The organism is Streptomyces sp. TRM49041 (assembly GCF_008271805.1).
Lineage (GTDB): Bacteria > Actinomycetota > Actinomycetes > Streptomycetales > Streptomycetaceae > Streptomyces.
Genome location: NZ_VSRY01000040.1, coordinates 1 through 16,940, shown reverse-complemented (window position 1 = coordinate 16,940; position 16,940 = coordinate 1). Strand labels below are relative to the sequence as shown.

General features: G+C 71.3%; 16 protein-coding genes. 2 read left to right on the top strand and 14 right to left on the bottom strand.

Annotated elements, in window-relative coordinates:
- Window positions 1–13: 13 nt before the first annotated feature.
- From FVS66_RS01900 to FVS66_RS01840, 13 genes are all read right to left on the bottom strand, one after another.
- Window positions 14–1,498: an FAD-dependent monooxygenase gene (locus FVS66_RS01900; protein ID WP_149179186.1), complete on the bottom strand. Its 1,485-nt coding sequence runs from the start codon at window positions 1,496–1,498 to the stop codon at window positions 14–16.
- A 26-nt stretch (window positions 1,499–1,524) separates the two neighbouring features.
- A complete protein-coding gene (gene rfbB, locus FVS66_RS01895; protein ID WP_149179185.1) occupies window positions 1,525–2,481 on the bottom strand; it encodes a dTDP-glucose 4,6-dehydratase in 957 nt (318 codons plus the stop codon).
- Window positions 2,478–3,365 carry a glucose-1-phosphate thymidylyltransferase RfbA gene (gene rfbA / locus FVS66_RS01890; protein WP_149179184.1) on the bottom strand — a complete coding sequence of 296 codons (888 nt, stop codon included), beginning with the start codon at window positions 3,363–3,365 and terminating at the stop codon, window positions 2,478–2,480. Before rfbA ends, rfbB begins: the two co-directional genes overlap by 4 nt.
- A complete protein-coding gene (locus FVS66_RS01885) occupies window positions 3,362–4,936 on the bottom strand; it encodes an FAD-dependent monooxygenase (protein WP_262386752.1) in 1,575 nt (524 codons plus the stop codon). The genes rfbA and FVS66_RS01885 overlap by 4 nt, the downstream gene beginning before the upstream one ends.
- Window positions 4,937–4,938: 2 nt before the next feature.
- The gene (locus tag FVS66_RS01880; protein ID WP_149179183.1) at window positions 4,939–5,886 is read right to left on the bottom strand and encodes an aromatase/cyclase; all 948 of its coding nucleotides are present in this window, start codon (window positions 5,884–5,886) and stop codon (window positions 4,939–4,941) included.
- 34 nt (window positions 5,887–5,920) lie between these two features.
- Window positions 5,921–6,706: a 3-oxoacyl-ACP reductase FabG gene (gene fabG, locus FVS66_RS01875; RefSeq protein ID WP_149179182.1), complete on the bottom strand. Its 786-nt coding sequence runs from the start codon at window positions 6,704–6,706 to the stop codon at window positions 5,921–5,923.
- Between the two features lie 105 nt (window positions 6,707–6,811).
- On the bottom strand, window positions 6,812–7,075 hold the full coding sequence (locus FVS66_RS01870) for an acyl carrier protein (protein WP_149179181.1): 264 nt from the start codon (window positions 7,073–7,075) through the stop codon (window positions 6,812–6,814).
- A gap of 151 nt (window positions 7,076–7,226) precedes the next feature.
- Window positions 7,227–8,438, bottom strand: coding sequence for a ketosynthase chain-length factor (locus tag FVS66_RS01865; RefSeq protein WP_149179180.1), 1,212 nt, complete (start codon window positions 8,436–8,438; stop codon window positions 7,227–7,229).
- Window positions 8,435–9,715: a beta-ketoacyl-[acyl-carrier-protein] synthase family protein gene (locus tag FVS66_RS01860; RefSeq protein WP_149179179.1), complete on the bottom strand. Its 1,281-nt coding sequence runs from the start codon at window positions 9,713–9,715 to the stop codon at window positions 8,435–8,437. The genes FVS66_RS01865 and FVS66_RS01860 overlap by 4 nt, the downstream gene beginning before the upstream one ends.
- Complete coding sequence (locus FVS66_RS01855; protein ID WP_149179178.1) at window positions 9,712–10,041, bottom strand: TcmI family type II polyketide cyclase; 330 nt, start codon at window positions 10,039–10,041, stop codon at window positions 9,712–9,714. The genes FVS66_RS01860 and FVS66_RS01855 overlap by 4 nt, the downstream gene beginning before the upstream one ends.
- A 323-nt stretch (window positions 10,042–10,364) precedes the next feature.
- Window positions 10,365–11,078, bottom strand: a complete 714-nt coding sequence (locus tag FVS66_RS01850; RefSeq protein ID WP_149179177.1) for a response regulator transcription factor — start codon at window positions 11,076–11,078, stop codon at window positions 10,365–10,367.
- A 435-nt stretch (window positions 11,079–11,513) separates the two neighbouring features.
- Window positions 11,514–13,139 carry an FAD-dependent monooxygenase gene (locus tag FVS66_RS01845; RefSeq protein ID WP_262386751.1) on the bottom strand — a complete coding sequence of 542 codons (1,626 nt, stop codon included), beginning with the start codon at window positions 13,137–13,139 and terminating at the stop codon, window positions 11,514–11,516.
- A gap of 1 nt (window position 13,140) precedes the next feature.
- Entirely contained in the window at window positions 13,141–13,746 is a 606-nt protein-coding gene (locus FVS66_RS01840) for a flavin reductase family protein (RefSeq protein ID WP_262386750.1), read from the bottom strand.
- 422 nt (window positions 13,747–14,168) lie between these two features.
- On the opposite strand from FVS66_RS01840, the gene FVS66_RS01835 reads away from it, so the two are divergent.
- Both FVS66_RS01835 and FVS66_RS01830 read left to right on the top strand, forming a co-directional pair.
- Window positions 14,169–15,200: a ketoacyl-ACP synthase III family protein gene (locus FVS66_RS01835; RefSeq protein WP_149179176.1), complete on the top strand. Its 1,032-nt coding sequence runs from the start codon at window positions 14,169–14,171 to the stop codon at window positions 15,198–15,200.
- 31 nt (window positions 15,201–15,231) lie between these two features.
- Window positions 15,232–15,477, top strand: coding sequence for a phosphopantetheine-binding protein (locus tag FVS66_RS01830; protein ID WP_149179175.1), 246 nt, complete (start codon window positions 15,232–15,234; stop codon window positions 15,475–15,477).
- A 121-nt stretch (window positions 15,478–15,598) separates the two neighbouring features.
- Here the strand turns inward: FVS66_RS01830 and FVS66_RS01825 are convergent.
- On the bottom strand, window positions 15,599–16,940 hold a 1,342-nt coding region (locus tag FVS66_RS01825), incomplete at its 5' end, for a helix-turn-helix transcriptional regulator (protein ID WP_149179174.1).

Genomic DNA, 16,940 nt, shown 5'->3' with positions numbered 1-16,940 from the left:
ATCGTGGCGGCGCTCAAGGCGCCACCGGTGCACCGAACCAGCGGTGCAGGGCCTCGGACAGGCCGGTGGTGCCGGTGCCGGCCCAGGCGACATGGCCGTCGGGTCGGACAAGGAGTGCCTCGGGGCGGGCGAGGGCGTCGTCGGGCGCCGTCTCGCCGAGCCGGGCCGTAACTGTCAGGACGCGGTCCTTCCACGCGCCCGCGACTGCGGCGACCCCGGCGTCGTCGCCGAGGTCGAGCAGTACGCCCTGAGCGGGGTGCAATAGACCGGTGGTGGTGATCCGACCCGCGGCGGTGTCCAGCGGGCGCGGGGGCAGACGCCGTCCCAGCAGGGGGTGGGTACCGTCCTCCCCCAGGTCGTCGTACCGGATGTCCAGGCCGCTGACGACACCGGCGAGGTGGCGTTTGACGTCGTCGTACTCGATGAGTTCGGCGAACAGCGCGCGCAGCGGGTCGTGCTCCTCGCCGCCGAGGTAGAGGGCTCCCTGGGCCCGGGTGTTCATCAGCAGCCGGGAGCCGACGGGGTGCCGTTCGCCGTGGTAGGTGTCGAGCAGGCCGGGCGGTGCCCAGCCCTGGACGGTGGCGGCGAGCTTCCAGCCCAGGTTGGCGGCGTCCTGCACACCGGTGCTCAGCCCCTGGCCGCCGGCGGGAAGATGGATGTGCGCGGCGTCCCCGGCGAGCAGGATCCGGCCGCGCCGGTACTCGGAGACCTGGCGGGCGGCGTCGGTGAAGGAGCTGACCCAGTCGGCGGTGCCGCCGCTGATGTCCTCGCCGGTGATGCCCTGCCAGGCGGCCGCGACCTCGGCGAAGTCGGGCTGCTCGGACCGTTCGCTCGCCGGATCGCCGGCCGGGCAGACGATGATGCGGTCCACGCCCTCGCCGAGGGGGGCGGCCATCACCATGCCGGCTTGGTTGCGCTCGCCGAGGAAGCGCGGCCGGATGGCGCAGCCGACCACGTCGGCCAGGTACATCCGGCGGGTAGCCGGGAAGCCGGGGAAGTCGAAGCCGGCCATGGTGCGCACCGCGCTGCGTCCGCCGTCGCACCCGACCAGGTAGGAGGCGCGTAACCGCCGGCCGCCGCCCTGGCCGTCGACCACATCGATCTCGACGGCGTCGCCGCGGTCCGTGAGTCCGGTCAGTTCCCAGCCTCGCTGGATGTCCGCGCCCAGACCCCGTGCCCATGTCTCCAGGACCGCCTCGGTCCGCGACTGCGGTATGCCGCGTGCTCCGAAGTGGCCGTCGCGGAGCACGGAGTAGTCGAAGAGGATGCCGCCGAAGTGTCCTTGGGGGCTGGTTTCCAGGTCGGGGCCGAATCCTTCGAGCAGCCCCCGCTGGTCGAACACCTCCATGGCCCGGGCGGTGAATCCGAGGCCGCGTGACTGACCTGTCGGCTCCGGCAGTTGCTCCACGACGACGACGCGTGCGCCGCCCAGGCGCAGTTCGCCGGCGAGCATCAGCCCCGTCGGCCCCGCGCCGACGACGATGACGTCCGTGTCCATGGGTGTCTCCTTGCTCTTGCTGTCAGTCAGGCGGTCTTCCACCACTCGGGGTTGTCGCGGTACCAGGCGACGGTCGCCGCCAGACCCTCGTCGAGCGTGTGGCGCGGTGTGTAGCCGAGCTGGGTGCGGATCTTGTGATCGCTGAGGGAGTAGCGCAGGTCGTGGCCCTTGCGGTCGGGTACGTGGCGGATCATCGAGGTGTCCGCGCCGCACAGGGTCAGGATGCGCCGGGTGAGCTGGAGGTTGGTGAGTTCGTCGCCGCCGCCGATGTTGTAGATCTCGCCCGGACGGCCCCGGGTGAGGACCAGGTGGACGGCGCGGCAGTGGTCGTCGACGTGGAGCCATTCGCGCCGGTTGCTTCCGTCGCCGTAGAGGGGGACCGGGTCGCCTCGCAGGAGGTGGGTGACGAACCGGGGGATGAGTTTCTCGGGGTGCTGGTAGGGGCCGTAGTTGTTGCAGCACCGTGTCACCGACACATCCAGCCCGTGCGTGCGCCAGTACGCGCGTGCCACCAGATCCGCACCCGCCTTCGAGGCCGCGTAGGGGGAGTTGGGCAGCAGCGGCGAGGTCTCCGTCCACGAGCCGGTGTCGATCGACCCGTACACCTCGTCCGTCGAGACATGCACCACCCGCTCGACCCCGGACCGGACGGCCGCCTCCAGGAGTGTCTGCGTGCCCACCACGTTCGTACGGGCGAAGTCGCCGCCGCCGTCGATCGAGCGGTCGACATGCGACTCGGCCGCGAAATGCACCACCGCCTCATGCCCCGGCAGCACCTCCGCCAGCAGACGCGCGTCACACACATCACCCTCCACGAAGGTGAGCCGGCCGTGAACGGCCGGAAGGTTGTCACGGTTGCCCGCATAGGTGAGCCTGTCCAGCACCGTCACCCCCACCTCACCGGGGCCGTAGGCGCCCTCCAGCAGACACCGCACGTAGTGCGAGCCGATGAACCCCGCCCCGCCCGTCACCAGAACCCTCATATGCCCTCCCCGTGCCGCGGATCACCGGTGATCTCCATCAAGTACCGCCCGTAGGGCGACTTCGACAACGCCAGCCCCATCCGGAAGCAACTGTCGCGGTCGATATAGCCCATCCGCCAGGCGATCTCTTCGATACAGCCGATTCGCACCCCCTGTCGGCGCGAAAGGATCTGCACATACTGCCCCGCCTCCGTCAACGCGTCGTGCGTCCCCGTGTCCAGCCACACAAACCCCCGCCCCAACTGCACCAACGCCGCCCGGCCTCGCTCCAGATACACCCGGTTGACATCCGTGATCTCCAGCTCCCCCCGCTCCGAAGGACGCAGACCACGGGCGATCTCCACCACCTCGTTGTCGTAGAGGTACAAACCCGTGATGGCCAGATTCGATCGCGGTTTCGCCGGCTTCTCCTCCAGCCGCACCAGCCGCCCCTCCCCGTCGACCTCCCCCACGCCGTACCGCTCCGGATCGCTCACCGGATACCCGAACAGCACACACCCCTCCACGTCCCGCGCACTGGACCGCAGAATCTCCCCGAACCCCGGCCCGTGGAACAGGTTGTCGCCCAGGATCAGCGCCACCGAGTCGTCCCCGATGTGCTCCGCACCCAGCACGAACGCGTCCGCCAGCCCCCGCGGCCTGTCCTGCTCCGCATACGTCAGCGACAGACCCAGCGCGGAACCGTCCCCCAGCAGCCGCTGGAAGCCCGGCACTTCACCCGGCGCCGCGATCACCTGGATCTCCGTCACACCCGCCAGCATCAACACCGACAACGGGTAATAGATCATCGGTTTGTCGTACACCGGCAGCAACTGCTTCGAAACCCCCAGCGTGATCGGATGCAACCGCGTCCCATGACCACCGGCCAGAATGATCCCCTTCATCCTCCGGTCCCTTCCGGTGTCGGTGCGGGGTCGCCGAACCAGCGACGCAGCGCGGCGAGCGGCGCCTGCCCGTACGCCTCCGCACGGGGCGCGGCCCAGGCGACGTGTCCGTCCGGGCGTACGAGGACGGCGCCGGTTCCGTCCGGCAGGCCGGTCGGGTACCGCTCGGTGGGCGCCGGCGCGCGCGTGGGCGTGGCCGCGACCGCCCGTACCCGTGATGCCCAGGGCGCGGCGGCCCGGAGCAGTGCGCCGCCGTCGCCTCCGCCGAAGTCCAGCAGGACGCCCCGGCCGGCGCGTAACAGGGCGAAGGTGCTGCCGGCTCCGCTGTCCTTGCCCTCGTCCGTACGCAGTGCCGCGTAGGGCAGGCGCGTCCCGACCAGGGGGTTCGCGGGGGCTTCGGCGTCGTCGGCGTCGTCGGCGGGGTAGCGGATGTCGAGGCCCGAGATCATTCCGGCGAGGTGTAGGCGTACGGGTTCGAGCGGCATCAGCTCGGCGAGCAGCGCCCGCTGCGGCTCGGACTCGGGGCCGCCGAAGAGGACTCCCGCCTGGGTCTCGATGCTGTCGAGCACCCGTCGCCCGACGGCATGCCGTTCGGTGTGGTAGCTGTCGAGGAGGCCGGGTGGTGCCCAGCCGTCGACGGTGGCGGCGAGTTTCCAGCCGAGGTTGACGGCGTCCTGCAGGCCGAGGTTGAGGGCCTGCCCGCCGATCGGCGGCTGTCGGTGCGCGGCGTCGCCGGCGAAGAGCAGCCGGCCGTGACGGTATTGGGTGAGCTGTCGGCACGCGTCGCCGAAAGCGTTGCGCCACAGGGGGGTGCCGTCCCCGATGTCCTCGCCGGTGACGCGCCGCCACACCGCGGCGATCTCGCCGAACTCGGGCGCGCCGGGGCGCTGCCGGGGCGTGGAGCCGAACTCGTGGACCATCACGCGGGTGACGCCGTCGGCGCGGCGCGCGGCGATGGCGAGGCCGTGTGGCAGGCGCTCGAAGCGCCGGTCCGGGATGTCGATACCGGCCACGTCGGCGCGGAGCAGCTCACGGCGGGCGTCGTGCCCGGGGAAGGCGGCGCCGGTGAGACGGCGTACGGTGCTGTCCTCGCCGTCGCAGGCCACGGCGTACTCGGCGCGGACACGGACCGGGCCGTCGGGCCCGGTGGTGCCGGCCTCGACGTGGTCGTCCCGCACGGTCAGGCGATGGAGTTCGTGGCGGCGGGCGATCACGGCGCCGAGCGAGCGCGCCCAGTCCTCAAGCAGCTCCTCGGTGCGGGTCTGCGGCACCTTCCACTGCCCGGCGTGGGGGCCGGGCAGTTCGAGGGAGAGCGGTATGCCTCCGAAGTGGCCGAGCGGTTCGCGCGGCGGGGTGCCGAGCGCGCCGAGCAGCCCGCGGGAGTCCAGGATCTCCATGGTCCTGGCGTGCAGGGTGGAGGCCCGCGACTCGGTCGTCGGGGCGTCGCGCCGCTCGACGACCAGAACGTCGGCGCCGCCCAGGCGGAGTTCACCGGCGAGCATCAGCCCCACGGGGCCGCCGCCGACGACGAGAACCTGCGGGGTGAGGGTACGGGTGGTCTCGGCCGTCACGGTCAGCGCCCGCTCTCCGCGTGGTCCTTGGCGTGGCCCAGGGTGGCGAGGCTGTTGGTGCTGAGCGCGGTGTGCACATACGCGCGGGCGTCGGCGACGGTCGCCTCGGCGCCGAGGACCTTCGCGATGTTCTCGGTGTTGAGGACGACGGTGTGCTGGGAGGACGCGGCGACCCGGCCGTCCGGGGTCTCGCGGAACGTCCAGCAGCCGGTGTGCAGCGACATCAGCGCCGGCAGGGTGACCTGCTTGTAGGCGATCTTGTGGTGCGGGACGCAGACGCGGTACGAGTGGGTGGTGTGTGTGGAGCCGTCCTTGGCGCGGGTGTCCATGCGGAGGCTCTGCAGTCCTGGGGTGTCCTCCGTGAGCTGTACGGACGCCACGTGCGGGAGCCGCTCGGGCCACAGGTGGGCCTCGTTGACGAAGTCGTACAGGTCCTTGGCCTGGCCGTCGACGAGCACGGCGTCCTCGAAGGAGAACGTCAGCTCCTCCTCCGTGCGGACGCGTTCCACGTTGGTCCTCAGGGCGGCGAGTTCGGAGCGTGAGTTGCGGTCGACGGCCTGGTCGATCCATGCCAGCCCGGCCGGATCGTCGTCCACGGCACGGTAGTCGTGCAGCAGCCGGATGCGGCAGCTGGACGCGGTGAGCGGTTCGACGATCCAGGCGCCGCCCATCGCGGCGACCGGGGGTGCGGAGACCTCCTGCCGGAAGTCGACGCGGAGCGCGGCCGCGTCGAGTGTGCGGCGCGACGTCCAGTTCTTGGCCTCGCCGTTGGCGGTTGCCCATATCCGGATTCGCTCCTGGTCGCCGTCGCGTTCCAGGTGGTCGACGTGGATGGTGGGCGGGAAGATCCGCGGCCAGTTCTCCACTTCGGCGATCAGCCGGTACACGGTCTCGGCCGGGGCGTCGACCGTGATCTCGTGTGCCACCTCGCGCGGGCCGTTCGCTGTCATTGCTGCTCTCTCCCGGGTGGTCGGTCGGTGCGGCTCAGAAGTTGCCCAGGCCGCCGCAGACGTTGAGCGCCTGGGACGTGATGGACGCGGCTGTGTCGGAGGCGAGATAGCCGACCAGGCCGGCCACTTCCTCCGGGGTGGAGTAGCGGCCGAGCGGGATCTTCGCCTGGAACTTCTCGAGGATGGCCTCCTCGGTGGTGTCGTAGGCGGCGGCGTATCCCTGTCGGACGCGCTGCGCCATCGGTGTCTCGACATAGCCGGGGCATACGGCGTTGACCGTGATGCCGTTGGGGGCGAGCTCGTTGCCGAGGGCCTTGGTGAATCCGACCACGCCGTGTTTGGAGGCCGAGTAGGGGGCGCCGAGCACCACGCCCTGCTTGCCGGCCGTGGAGGCGATGTTGATGACGCGGCCGCGGTCCTTGTTGCGCATGCCGCCGGTGGTGAGGACCTCGCGGGTCATCCGGAACACGCTGTTGAGGTTGGTGTCGATGACGTCGTGCCACAGCTCGTCGGCGATGTCCGCGGTCACTCCGCCGCCGCTGCGTCCGGCGTTGTTGACGAGGACGTCGACGGTGCCGAACCGGTCGACGGCGGCCTGTACGAACGCCTTCACGTCGGTGTCGCGGCGCACGTCCAGGGTGGTTCCGTCGGCCTCGTACCCCTCCTCGCGCAGTTGCTTGACGGTCGTGGCGACGTTCTCCGCACCGCGCGCGCCGATGAACACCCGGTGGCCGGCGGCGGCGAGGTTCCGTGCGACGGCGAGGCCGATACCGCTGGTGGCGCCGGTGATGAGGGCGACCCGCTGTTCCCGCTCGGGCATGCTCGTGTTTTCCCTTCACATGACGTGCGACATGCGATGTGTGACATGTCGCGGGGGCTGGGTGGTGCGGGGGTGGTGCTGGGGCGTGGGTGGGTGGTGTGGCGGTCAGGCCGCGGCGGTCAGCTGCCCGTTGACCGCGTCGATCAGCTCACGCGGGGTCGCGCCGTCCGCCAGGGCCGTGTCGTCAAGGCCGACGCCGTACTCGCGCTCGATGCGGCCGACGGTCTCCAGCAGGGCCAGCGACTCGTAGCCGAGCTGTTCGAAGGGGCGGTCGAGGATGTCGCCGTCGAGGTCGGTCTCCTCGTCGCTGCCCGCGCTCTCCAGGAGGATCCGCTTGAGGTCGGCCAGGGTGAACTCGGTGGTGGGCATGTCGTTTCCTTCCATGCGTGTGTTCCGTTCGAGGGTCTGGGGCGCGTCGTGCGTCCGTGTGTGTCCGGGGTACGGCGACGCGGGTCTGGTCCGGCAGCGCCCCGGGCCGTGCGGGGGGGATGTCGTCCGGGGCGCTGCCGCTCGGGGGGCGCTATGCGGCGCGCACGACCATGGCGGAGTTGAACCCGCCGTGGCCTCGGGCCAGCACGAGCGCGGTGCGGACCTGGGCTGGGCGCGGCTGGGCGACGACCAGGTCCAGTGCGTAGCGGGGCGAGGGGGTGACGTTGACGGTGGGCGGGATGAGGCCGTCGCGGATCGACAGCAGGGCCGCCGTCAGGTCCAGCGGGGCTCCCCCGGAGTTCAGGCGGCCCGTCATCGTCTTGGGCGCGGTGACGGGAACGCCGCGGGGCCCGAAGAGCGCGCCGATCGCCTCGGCCTCGATCCTGTCCGGTTCGGGCACGCCCGCCGCGTCGGCGAAGACCACGTCGATCTCGGACGGCGCCATGCCGGCCTCGGCGAGGGCCAGTTCTGCGGCCCTGCGCAGGCCGGGCGAGCGCCCGCTGCCCGGCCGGGGGTCGAAAGTCGCGCCGTACCCGGCGATCTCCCCGAGGGCGGTGGCGCCGCGGGCGCGGGCGGCCTCGGCGTCCTCCAGGACGAGGATGGCGCCGCCCTCGCCCGGCACATGGCCGCTCGCCTCGTCGTCGAACGGGAGGTAGGCGCGGGAGGGTTGGTCGCTGGTGCTGAGCCGTCCGCCGGTCATCTGGGCGACCCAGCCCCAGGGACAGACCGAGGCGTCGACGGCGCCGGTGACGATCAGCGGCGTGCCCTTGCGGATCTGCCGGCGCGCCTGGGCGACCGCGTCGAGGCCGCCGGCCTGGTCGCTGACGACGACCCCGCTGGGGCCCTTCATGCCGTTGCGTATGGAGATCTGACCGCTGTTGACGGCGTAGAACCAGGCGAAGGACTGGTAGGCGCTTACGTAGCAGCTGCCTCGGTTCCACAGGTTGCGGAGCTCGCCCTGGCCGAATTCGAAGCCGCCGGACGAGCCGGCGGTGATGACGCCCATGTCGTACGCGGGGAGTTGCCCGGGATCGGCGCCGGCGTCGGCGAGCGCCCAGTCCGCAGCGGCGAGCGCCATCCGGGTCATCCGGTCGGTCTGCGGCAGCAGCCGGCCGGGCAGATGGTCCTCGGCCACGAAACCGGGGACCTCCCCGGCCAGCCGCGACGGGTACGAGGCCGGGTCGAAGCGGGTGATCCGGCCGATGCCGCTCTTGCCGGCCCGTGCGGCGGCCCAGAAGTCCTGGGTGCCCAGCCCGTTGGGCGCCACCACACCGAGGCCGGTCACGACAGGTCCGGTACTCATGCGGCCGCCCTCCCCGGCCGGTCGGGCCGGGCCAGCACCATGGCGCTCTGGAAGCCGCCGAAGCCGCTGCCCACCGTGAGCACGGCATCCGTGGTCTGTTCGCGTGCGGTCAGGGGTACGTAGTCCAAGTCGCACTCCGGGTCGGGGCTGGTCAGATTCGCCGTCGGCGGTACGACGCCGTGTTCCATGGCGAGGGCGCTGGCGGCGATCTCGAGGGAGCCGATGGCGCCCAGCGAGTGCCCGACCATCGACTTGATGGAGCTGACCGGGGTCCGGTACGCGTGGTCGCCGAGGCTCTTCTTGAACGCGGCGGTCTCGTGGCGGTCGTTCTGCTTGGTGCCGGAGCCGTGCGCGTTGACGTAGTGGATGTCCTCGGCGTCGAGCGCGGCCTCGTCCAGCGCGGACCGGATGGCCTCCGCCATCTCGGCGCCGTCCGGGCGCAGTCCGGTCATGTGGTAGGCGTTGCTGCGGGTGGCGTAGCCGGCGATCTCCGCGTAGACGTGGGCGCCGCGCCGTCGGGCGCTCTCCAGCTCCTCCAGGACGAAGACGGCGCAGCCCTCGCCGAGGACGAAGCCGTTGCGGGTCGCGTCGAAGGGTCGGGAGGCCCGTTCGGGTTCGTCGTCGCGGGGTGTGGTCGCCTTGATGGCGTCGAAGCAGGCCATGGTGATCGGTGAGATGGGGGCGTCGGAGGAGCCGGCGATCATGATGTCGGCGGTGCCCTCGCGGATCAGCTCGACGGCGTACCCGACCGAGTCGATGCCGGAGGTGCAGCCGGTGGACACCATGGCGGCGGGGCCCTCGGCGCCGACGGCCCAGGCCACTTCGGCGACGAAGGAGCTGGGCACCATGGCGTCGAAGAGGTGCGGCACGGCGTAGGTGTGGTCGACCAGGTCGAGCCGGCCGCCGTCGCTGACGACGCGGTACTCCCGGTCCAGGCTCATGGTGGCGCCGACGGCGCTGCCGACGGTGACCCCGACACGGCACGGATCGAGTCCGTCCAGGTCGATGCCGCTGTCGGTGACCGCGGCGCGGGCCGCGACCACGGCGAACTGCGCGGCCCGGTCCATGCGGCGGATCTCCTGCGGTGTCAGCCCGTGGGCCTCCGGGTCGAAGTCCATCTCCGCGGCGACCCGGGAGCGGAACGGCGCGGGGTCGAAGAAGGTGATGCCGCGGGTCGCGGTGCGGCCCTCGCTGAGCAGGTTCCAGAACCGTTCGACGCCGATACCACCGGGAGCGAGGACCTCCATCCCGGTGATGGCGACGCGCCGGCCGCTCATGCTCCGGCCTCCCAGTGGTAGAAGCGGGTCGCCATGGCGTCGGCGGGCGAGCGCCAGGTCTGGGGGTCGTATGCCTCGATGTAGGGCTTGAGGTCCTCGCTGACGCGCACGAAACGGGGGTCCGTCTTGGCCTCCTCGATCCGCTCGCCGCCGTTGTCGGAGTCGAAGTCCTGGAGGTGGAAGTACAGCCCCCGGTACGAGAAGAGCTGGCGGCGGCGCGTTCCCATGCGGTGCGGCATCACCGTGGCGTCGAAGTCGGCGAACAGCCCGGCGACGTCGTCGCTCGCGGCGGGCTGCATCCGCGCCACGATCAGAGTGCTGTGCAAGGTCTCTCTCCTTCTGAGCTCACGTCGAAAGCGCCGTGGAAGAGCGCGCCGGAACCTGTCCACAAGGTTCGCCGGTCAGGGACCCGGGGACAAGGAAATCTCATTCAGAGCAAGGTCAGGTTCCGTCATATCCAGGGCCGTCCACGCGCGGGATTCGGGGGCCCGTCATGCCTGTGTCAGAGTTCCGTCAAACGGCCCCTGCGGGCAAAGTCAAAGCTTTAGAAAAACGACGGAACCGGCCCCCGAGGACGCACCTCGGGGGCCGGTATCAACACGGGGGACGCACATCACGACCACGTCCCGGAGGTTTTGTGAATATCCGTTCACCCGCCGCCGAGCTGGAAGCCGATACCGCGCACCGTCAGTATCCAGTCACTCGCGCCGAGTTTGTTGCGGAGGCTGCTGACATGGGTATCGATGGTGCGACGGGACCAGACGTCGCCCCAGACCTCCTTCATGATCCGCTTGCGGGGGACGACCGTGTCGGGCTGGGAGGCGAGAAGGTAGAGCAGATCGAACTCTTTGCGAGTGACATCGATCCGACGGCCGTCGAGGCTGACCTGGCGAGCGGCCGCGTCGATCCGCAGAGCACCGTGCGAGATGACCGGCGGAGCGACGGTGTGCGCCTGCACGCGCCGCATGACGGCGTCCATACGGGCCAGGAGTTCCCGGAAGCCGTAGGGCTTGACGAGATAGTCGTCGGCTCCCGCCTGCAGCCCGAGCACACGGTCGAGTTCGGCCCCTCGGGCGGTGACCGCGATGACCGGGGTGGTGCCGGCCGAGCGGACCCGGCGACAGACCTCCAGACCGTCCAGGTCGGGCAGCTCCAGGTCGAGCAGCACGATGTCGGCGTTGTCGTACGCGCGCAGTGCGGCGATCCCCGTCTCCACCCGGCGGACCTCGTGACCGTGCCGCTGTAAACCCTTCACCAGGGACTCGGCGTCCTCCGTGTCGCTCTCCACGACGAGCACCCGCCAGACGGCGGGTGATGTGGGCACCGCCTGTCGGCGCGGCGCCTTCACCTCCTCTTCGGTCATGCCTGACCTCCCCGTACCGGACATTACCGGCAGATGAGAATTCATCAGGTCAGAGCCACTCATCTTCTCCCCCTTTTTCGGTAGTCCGCATAGCGCACTGAGGACCGACGGGGAGCGCATACGCTGGAATCATGGATTCCAGGCCAGCCTGGATGGATGACATTCACACGGGGCGGATCAGCCTCGAGTGATGTGCACGCTTCCCCCGCATCACAATTCCGCAGCATAACAAACGCTCATATCAGCGCTTCAAGCCAGAATGACATCGAGGCGACACACCCTCAGCACGTCACCGACCAGCGGCCCACCGGCCCGCGGAAGCGATTTCAAGGCACTGGTTGAACGCTAAATCGATACTGCCGGAGCGTAAGCGCGCAATCGGCCGGAAAGTCCCTACGCGGCGCCCGTGTGATGCGGTAGAAGCATCCTCCGGTGCTAGGAGAACAGCGGCCTGATGTGCTCCGGCGCCTCCTCCCGGCCCCACTCGGCCGTCTTGCGCATGAGGTCGGGGGTCGCCTCGAAGCAGCGGTTGTCGGGGTCGCCCAGGGCGAACGGCGCGGGCAGCGCGTCGGTCTGCCGGATTCGGGCGAACACGCTCAACGCGGCCTCACCGGGAGGCAGCGCACCCGACTCCACCTCCTCGCAGAGCTGGCGCGTGTAGCTCAGCAACCCGCCGACGTCATGGCCCACGGGGTCCGGCAGGCCCGGGGTCGTACGCGTCTCCAGCTCGCGCAGCACGTCGTCGTCCCGGGTCTCGACGAAGGTGCGGTAGGCACGCTCCAGCGTCATCGTGGGCAGGATGCTCGTCGCCTTCCACACCCGCGACACCGCGTTCCACAGGTCGTAGTGCCGGAAGCCGACGAACGAGCTGTAGACCAGGTCGTCGTGCACGTCGAACAGCCCCTGCTGGAGGCTGTCGATGTACATGAACCGCTCCGTGGACCAGTCGCCGTCCCGCGATGCCTCGATCAGCCGCCAGGCAAGGGAGTTGACGACCTCGAGCGTGTTGGTCAGCCCGCGCGAGTACAGCGCGTCGATGAACCCGGCCGCGTGCGCGGTGAGGCAGTACCGCTCCCCCACGGTGCGCGTCGCGGAGTACTGCAGCCGTCCCGTGGCCACCCAGGGGCGCACCGCCCTGGCGTCGGTGAACTGCTCGGCGATCTGCGGGAACCGGCGCAGGAACGCGTCGAACTCCTCCTGCGGTGGCATGTCGGGCTTCGGGAAGACCCGCTCGTCCAGGGTGAGCCCCACGCTGCACAGCGGGCTCATCGCGTCCTCGTGGTTGTCGAACGGTATGACCCACAACCAGCCGCCGTCGAACACGTGGTGGAGCGTGCCGTGGTGCCAGGGACTGGGCTGCTTGTGCGCCGAGGCCGCCTCGGTGTCGTCGAAGGGCGTGACATTCACCATGTGGGTGAAGAGCGTGCGGGAGTGGTGCCGTGCGCGGGTGGGCTCCTCCCGCAGCCCGAAGGCGTCCGCGACAGGCGAGCGGAAGCCGCTGCAGTCCACCAGGTACTCCGCGTGGAACTCCTCGCCCCGGTCCGAGCGGAGCAGGACGCCGTCCTCGCCGGTCTCGATGTCCTGAATCCGGGTGGCGAGCCTCGGCTCGGCGCCGTACACCGCCGCCAGGTGGAACAGATACGCGTCGATGTCCTGCCGGAACAGATGACTCTCGGTGCGCTGCCACTCGGGGACGACCAGCTGGTTGACCTTCTCCGGGTCCTGGGGCCGGCCTTCCTGGTGGTACACGAACCCGAAGTTCTGCTTCCGGCCGCTCATCGGCGAGACCTTTTCCTGGATGCCGCGGAAGCCGGCGAGCGGCGCGATCTCGGGAACGTCGTACCGCTCGGCGATGATCCTGGTGAGGGTCGAGGTGTACGGGATGGTGGACTCGCCCACCGCGAAGCGTGGATGCACCCCGGCGTCGATGAGCAGCACCTTCACACCGTTTCGGGCGAGCACCGCGCCGAGCGTTCCGCCGGCCATGCCCGCGCCGAGGACGGCCACGTCGTAGCGCTCGCCGCGCGTGTCGTGCTGCGGTTCCCTGCTGATGGAGTTCACGTCAGAACCTTTCGGTGGTGGACAGGTGGCGGTGAAGCGGGCCCAGCTCCCCGCGGAAGAAGACCAGGGGCTCCTCGTCGGCGCCGGGCACGCCGAGCTCGACGACCTCGCCGACGAAGACCGTGTGGTCGCCGGCCTCGACGGTGTTGACCAGGTGGCAGGAGAGATAGCCGACGACGCCGCCGAGTACGGGCACTCCGGTCCGCGCCGAGTGGTGCGGCGTCTCGTCCAGCGAGGCCGTGGCCCGGCCGGCGAACGCCCTGGCCAACGGCTCCTGCTCGGCGGCCAGCAGATTCACGGCGTACGCCCGCGACTCCTCCACGACCGCGCGGAGCCGGGAGGCGCGGTGCAGGCAGAACAGCACCAGGGCCGGGTCCAGGGACACCGAGGTGAAGGAGTTGACCGTGGTGCCGGCCGCCCGTTCGCCCAGGCCGCTGGTGACCACGGTCACGCCCGTCACGAAGTGCCCGCACACCCGGCGCAGCGACTCCGTGTCGACCGGCGTGCGGGGCGGCGTGTGCCGCGGCCCCTGCGACGGCGGTTCCGGCGCCGTATGCGGATCGGACGACGACAAGGGGGACATGTGCAGACCTGGGGGCGGAGCCATGGTCCTGCCTCTCTCGCGGCGGAAGTCGCGCGGACGGGTGCGGATGGGAACCGGTGCGTGCGTATGCCGGAATGGGCCGGATCTGATCGGTCCGCATCGAGGCCGCGGAGCCGTGGGACGAGGCCAGAGGCCCGCGCCGGCGCCGGAGGTGCCCCCCCGCGCTCACCGCCGGGGGCAGCTCGTCGGCCAAAAGCTTGTTCTCTGCCGGTTTCGCTTTCAACCCACGTCGGCTCAGAGCTTGGTCAGGTTTGTGCACGCGCCCGTCAGCCGAGCGTCAAACCGGCCGTGCGGCCCGTCGGCGGCCGCGTTGATGAGTACCGGCTACTCAGGCCGGACGCCGGGATTCCGTGGTCGGGTGGCATCCGGCGGTGGGCCGAGCGGCCACGCCGGTACCCGTGCGATGCGTCGGAGGGAAATCGACGATGAAGATGGAGAGCGTCTATCTGGCCGGCCTGGGCACCTATGTGCCGGATCTGGTGACGACCGAGCAGGCGGTGCGGTCCGGCTGGTACGACGCGGCCGCCCGGGAGGCTTCCGGGCTGGAGTCCGTCGCGATCGCCGGCTCGCTGTCGGCCCCGGACATGGCGGTGCGCGCGGCGGAGGTCGCCGTGGCACGCTCGGGCCGCGCGCCCGAGGACTTCGGCGCGCTGCTGCACAGCTCCGCGTACCACCAGGGCCCCGACGGCTGGTCGCCTCCGCACTACATCCTGGCGAACACGTTGGGCACACCCATCACGGCGATGGAGGTGAAGCAGGGCTGTCAGGGGATGCTCTCGTCCCTCGCCGTCGCCGGCCACCGCCTCGCCGGGGAACCGCGGAAGTCGGCGGTCCTGCTGACCGCCGCGGACAACTACTCCGCCCCCCTGGTCGACCGGTGGACCACGTCGCGGCTCTCCGTCTTCGGCGACGGAGCCGCCGCCGCCGTGGTCTGCCGCGACCGGGGCTTCGCCGAGGTGCTGTCGGTCGGCACATACTCCGCGCCCGCGATGGAGGCGCTGCACCGGGGTGCCGAGCCAGTCTTCCCGCCCGCCGTGACGGTCGGCCGGGAGCTGGACTACGAGGCCCGTGTCACGTTCTGGATGGACGAGTGGGCCAAGGGCAACACCCCGCCGATGGCGCACCCCGGCGAGGTGCTGCAGACGGCCCTGGACGAGGCGCTCGAGGACGCCGGACTGACCGCCGACGACATCACGCGGGTCTGCCACCCGAGCGCCACCCTGGAGGCGCTGCGCGACCAGTGGCTCGACCCGCTCGGCTTCTCGCTGGAGCGCGGCATCTGGGAGCACACCAAGAAGGTCGGCCACATCAGCGCGGCCGACGTCTTCATCGGCCTGGAGTACCTGTGGACCACCCGGCAGGTGGGCCCCGGCGACAAGGTCCTGCTGTTCACCGGCAGCCCCGGCTTCGAAGCCGGGTGCGCGATCGTCGAGATCGTCTCCGGACCCGCCGAGTGACCGGCCGCGCGCCAGAGAGGACGAAGAGGACATGACGGGCGAGGAACTGCGGTCGGCGCTGGCCGAACTGATCGGCATAGCCCCCGAGGACATCGACGACGACGCCAACCTCATCCGCCTGGGACTCGGGTCGCTGCAGATGATGCGCCTGATCACCAGGTGGCGTCGCGAGGGCCTGGCGGTGACCTTCGGGGAGCTGGCCGAGAACCCGACGTTCGCCTCGTGGGACGAGCGGCTCACGCGTGAAGTGACGGCGAAGGCGGACAGCTCCGCCTGAGGGGTGGCGACGGTGGCCCGGGCCACCGGGCCCGGGCCCGACGGTGGGCGGTGACGCCGGCGACCGGATTGCCGATCACCTCGTCGACCCGTCGACGTCGCAGCGGCCGCACGTCCGGGTGTCAGGCGATCCGGTGGGCCTGAAGGGCGGCCGTGCTGCCCAGGCGTTGGGGCAGCTCCGCCCGCGTGGTGACGCCGAGCTTCCCGTACGCGCGGTAGAGGTGGTTCTCCACGGTGCGCACGGACACGACGAGCCGGTCGGCGATCTCCTGGTTGGACAGTTGTGCCGCCGCCAGGACGGCGACCTCCCGTTCCCTGCTGGTCAGCCGGGGCCCGACGGGAGCGGGGCGGCCCTGGCCGTCCGGCACGGCCCAGTCGGGCGGGCGGACGTCGCAGCGGGCCGACAGCTCCGTGCCGGCGGCCTGCGAGGCGCGGGCCCTGCGGCGGTCGCGGCCCTCCCGGTGAGCCCGGGACGCCTGCCCGGCGGCTTCCGCCGCAAGGGGCAGCAGGCCCAGCGAGGCGAAGTCCTCCGATACATGGTCGAGGGCGTCGCCGTCGTGGTCCGCGAGGGCGCGGATGTGACGCGCCGTCACCGCGTCGGCAGCCGAACCGGCCGCCCGGCCGGAGAGCACCAGCATCGCGGCCCGAGCGGCGGACCCCGCGCGCGCGGCGAGATGCAGCGCTGTGAGCGCCTGTGTGGTCCTGCCCGCCCGGGCGGCGCGCTCCGCGACGTCGAGGGCACGTCGCGCCGCCGTCGTACGGTCGCCGAGGCACGCTTCGACGAGCGCGTGCTGCAGGGCGACGGCGTCCGCCGCCAAGGGGGTCACCCACTCCTCGTCCCGCACCGCGCGAGCCTCGTCGAGCACGCCCAGCGCCTGCGCCGCATCTCCGCGCTCGGCGAGCACCCCCGCGAGCTGGGCGAGCCGCCACGCCCTGGGCGCGAACCACTCGCCGGGCACATGGGCGGTGGCGGCCTCCCGGAACAGTGCGACCGCCCGCGCCGCCCGCCCGGCGGCCCGGTGGACCCGCGCCTCCAGCAGGGCAAGGTGCATCCGGTGCCGCGGTCCGCCGTCCCCGCCGTACTCACGCAGCCCTGCCACCACCGCGGCGGCCTCACCCGCGCCACGGGCGTGCAAGGTGATCCACCCCGTGGCGACCAGATGCCCCAGCGACGCTTCGCCGTCGTCGACCCAGGCCGTCAAGGCCGGGCAGGCGTCATCCAGGAGAGCCAGCGCGGACTCGCTGTCGCCGCGCTCATGCCGGACGTACGCGAGTACGGGCAGGGCCGGGCGCGGTGCGGTCGAGGGCGGTCGTGGGCCGGGCGGGCCGACGTGGGCAACGGGGCGGAACGCCTGCCCGCCAGGCGGGGCGGCGTCGGCTGCGGGCGGAGAGGTGGCGCGGGCGGCCGTCGGGCCGGTGCGGGGGCCGTGCGAGGCGGCGTGGGCCTCGGCCTGGGCCGCATGC

Coding starts and splice junctions, on each gene's coding strand:
- FVS66_RS01900 (WP_149179186.1), bottom strand. CDS start 1,498: ATGGACACGGACGTCATCGTCGTCGGCGCGGGGCCGACGGGGCTGATG.
- rfbB (WP_149179185.1), bottom strand. CDS start 2,481: ATGAGGGTTCTGGTGACGGGCGGGGCGGGGTTCATCGGCTCGCACTAC.
- rfbA (WP_149179184.1), bottom strand. CDS start 3,365: ATGAAGGGGATCATTCTGGCCGGTGGTCATGGGACGCGGTTGCATCCG.
- FVS66_RS01880 (WP_149179183.1), bottom strand. CDS start 5,886: ATGACAGCGAACGGCCCGCGCGAGGTGGCACACGAGATCACGGTCGAC.
- fabG (WP_149179182.1), bottom strand. CDS start 6,706: ATGCCCGAGCGGGAACAGCGGGTCGCCCTCATCACCGGCGCCACCAGC.
- FVS66_RS01870 (WP_149179181.1), bottom strand. CDS start 7,075: ATGCCCACCACCGAGTTCACCCTGGCCGACCTCAAGCGGATCCTCCTG.
- FVS66_RS01865 (WP_149179180.1), bottom strand. CDS start 8,438: ATGAGTACCGGACCTGTCGTGACCGGCCTCGGTGTGGTGGCGCCCAAC.
- FVS66_RS01860 (WP_149179179.1), bottom strand. CDS start 9,715: ATGAGCGGCCGGCGCGTCGCCATCACCGGGATGGAGGTCCTCGCTCCC.
- FVS66_RS01850 (WP_149179177.1), bottom strand. CDS start 11,078: ATGACCGAAGAGGAGGTGAAGGCGCCGCGCCGACAGGCGGTGCCCACA.
- FVS66_RS01840 (WP_262386750.1), bottom strand. CDS start 13,746: ATGGCTCCGCCCCCAGGTCTGCACATGTCCCCCTTGTCGTCGTCCGAT.
- FVS66_RS01835 (WP_149179176.1), top strand. CDS start 14,169: ATGAAGATGGAGAGCGTCTATCTGGCCGGCCTGGGCACCTATGTGCCG.
- FVS66_RS01830 (WP_149179175.1), top strand. CDS start 15,232: ATGACGGGCGAGGAACTGCGGTCGGCGCTGGCCGAACTGATCGGCATA.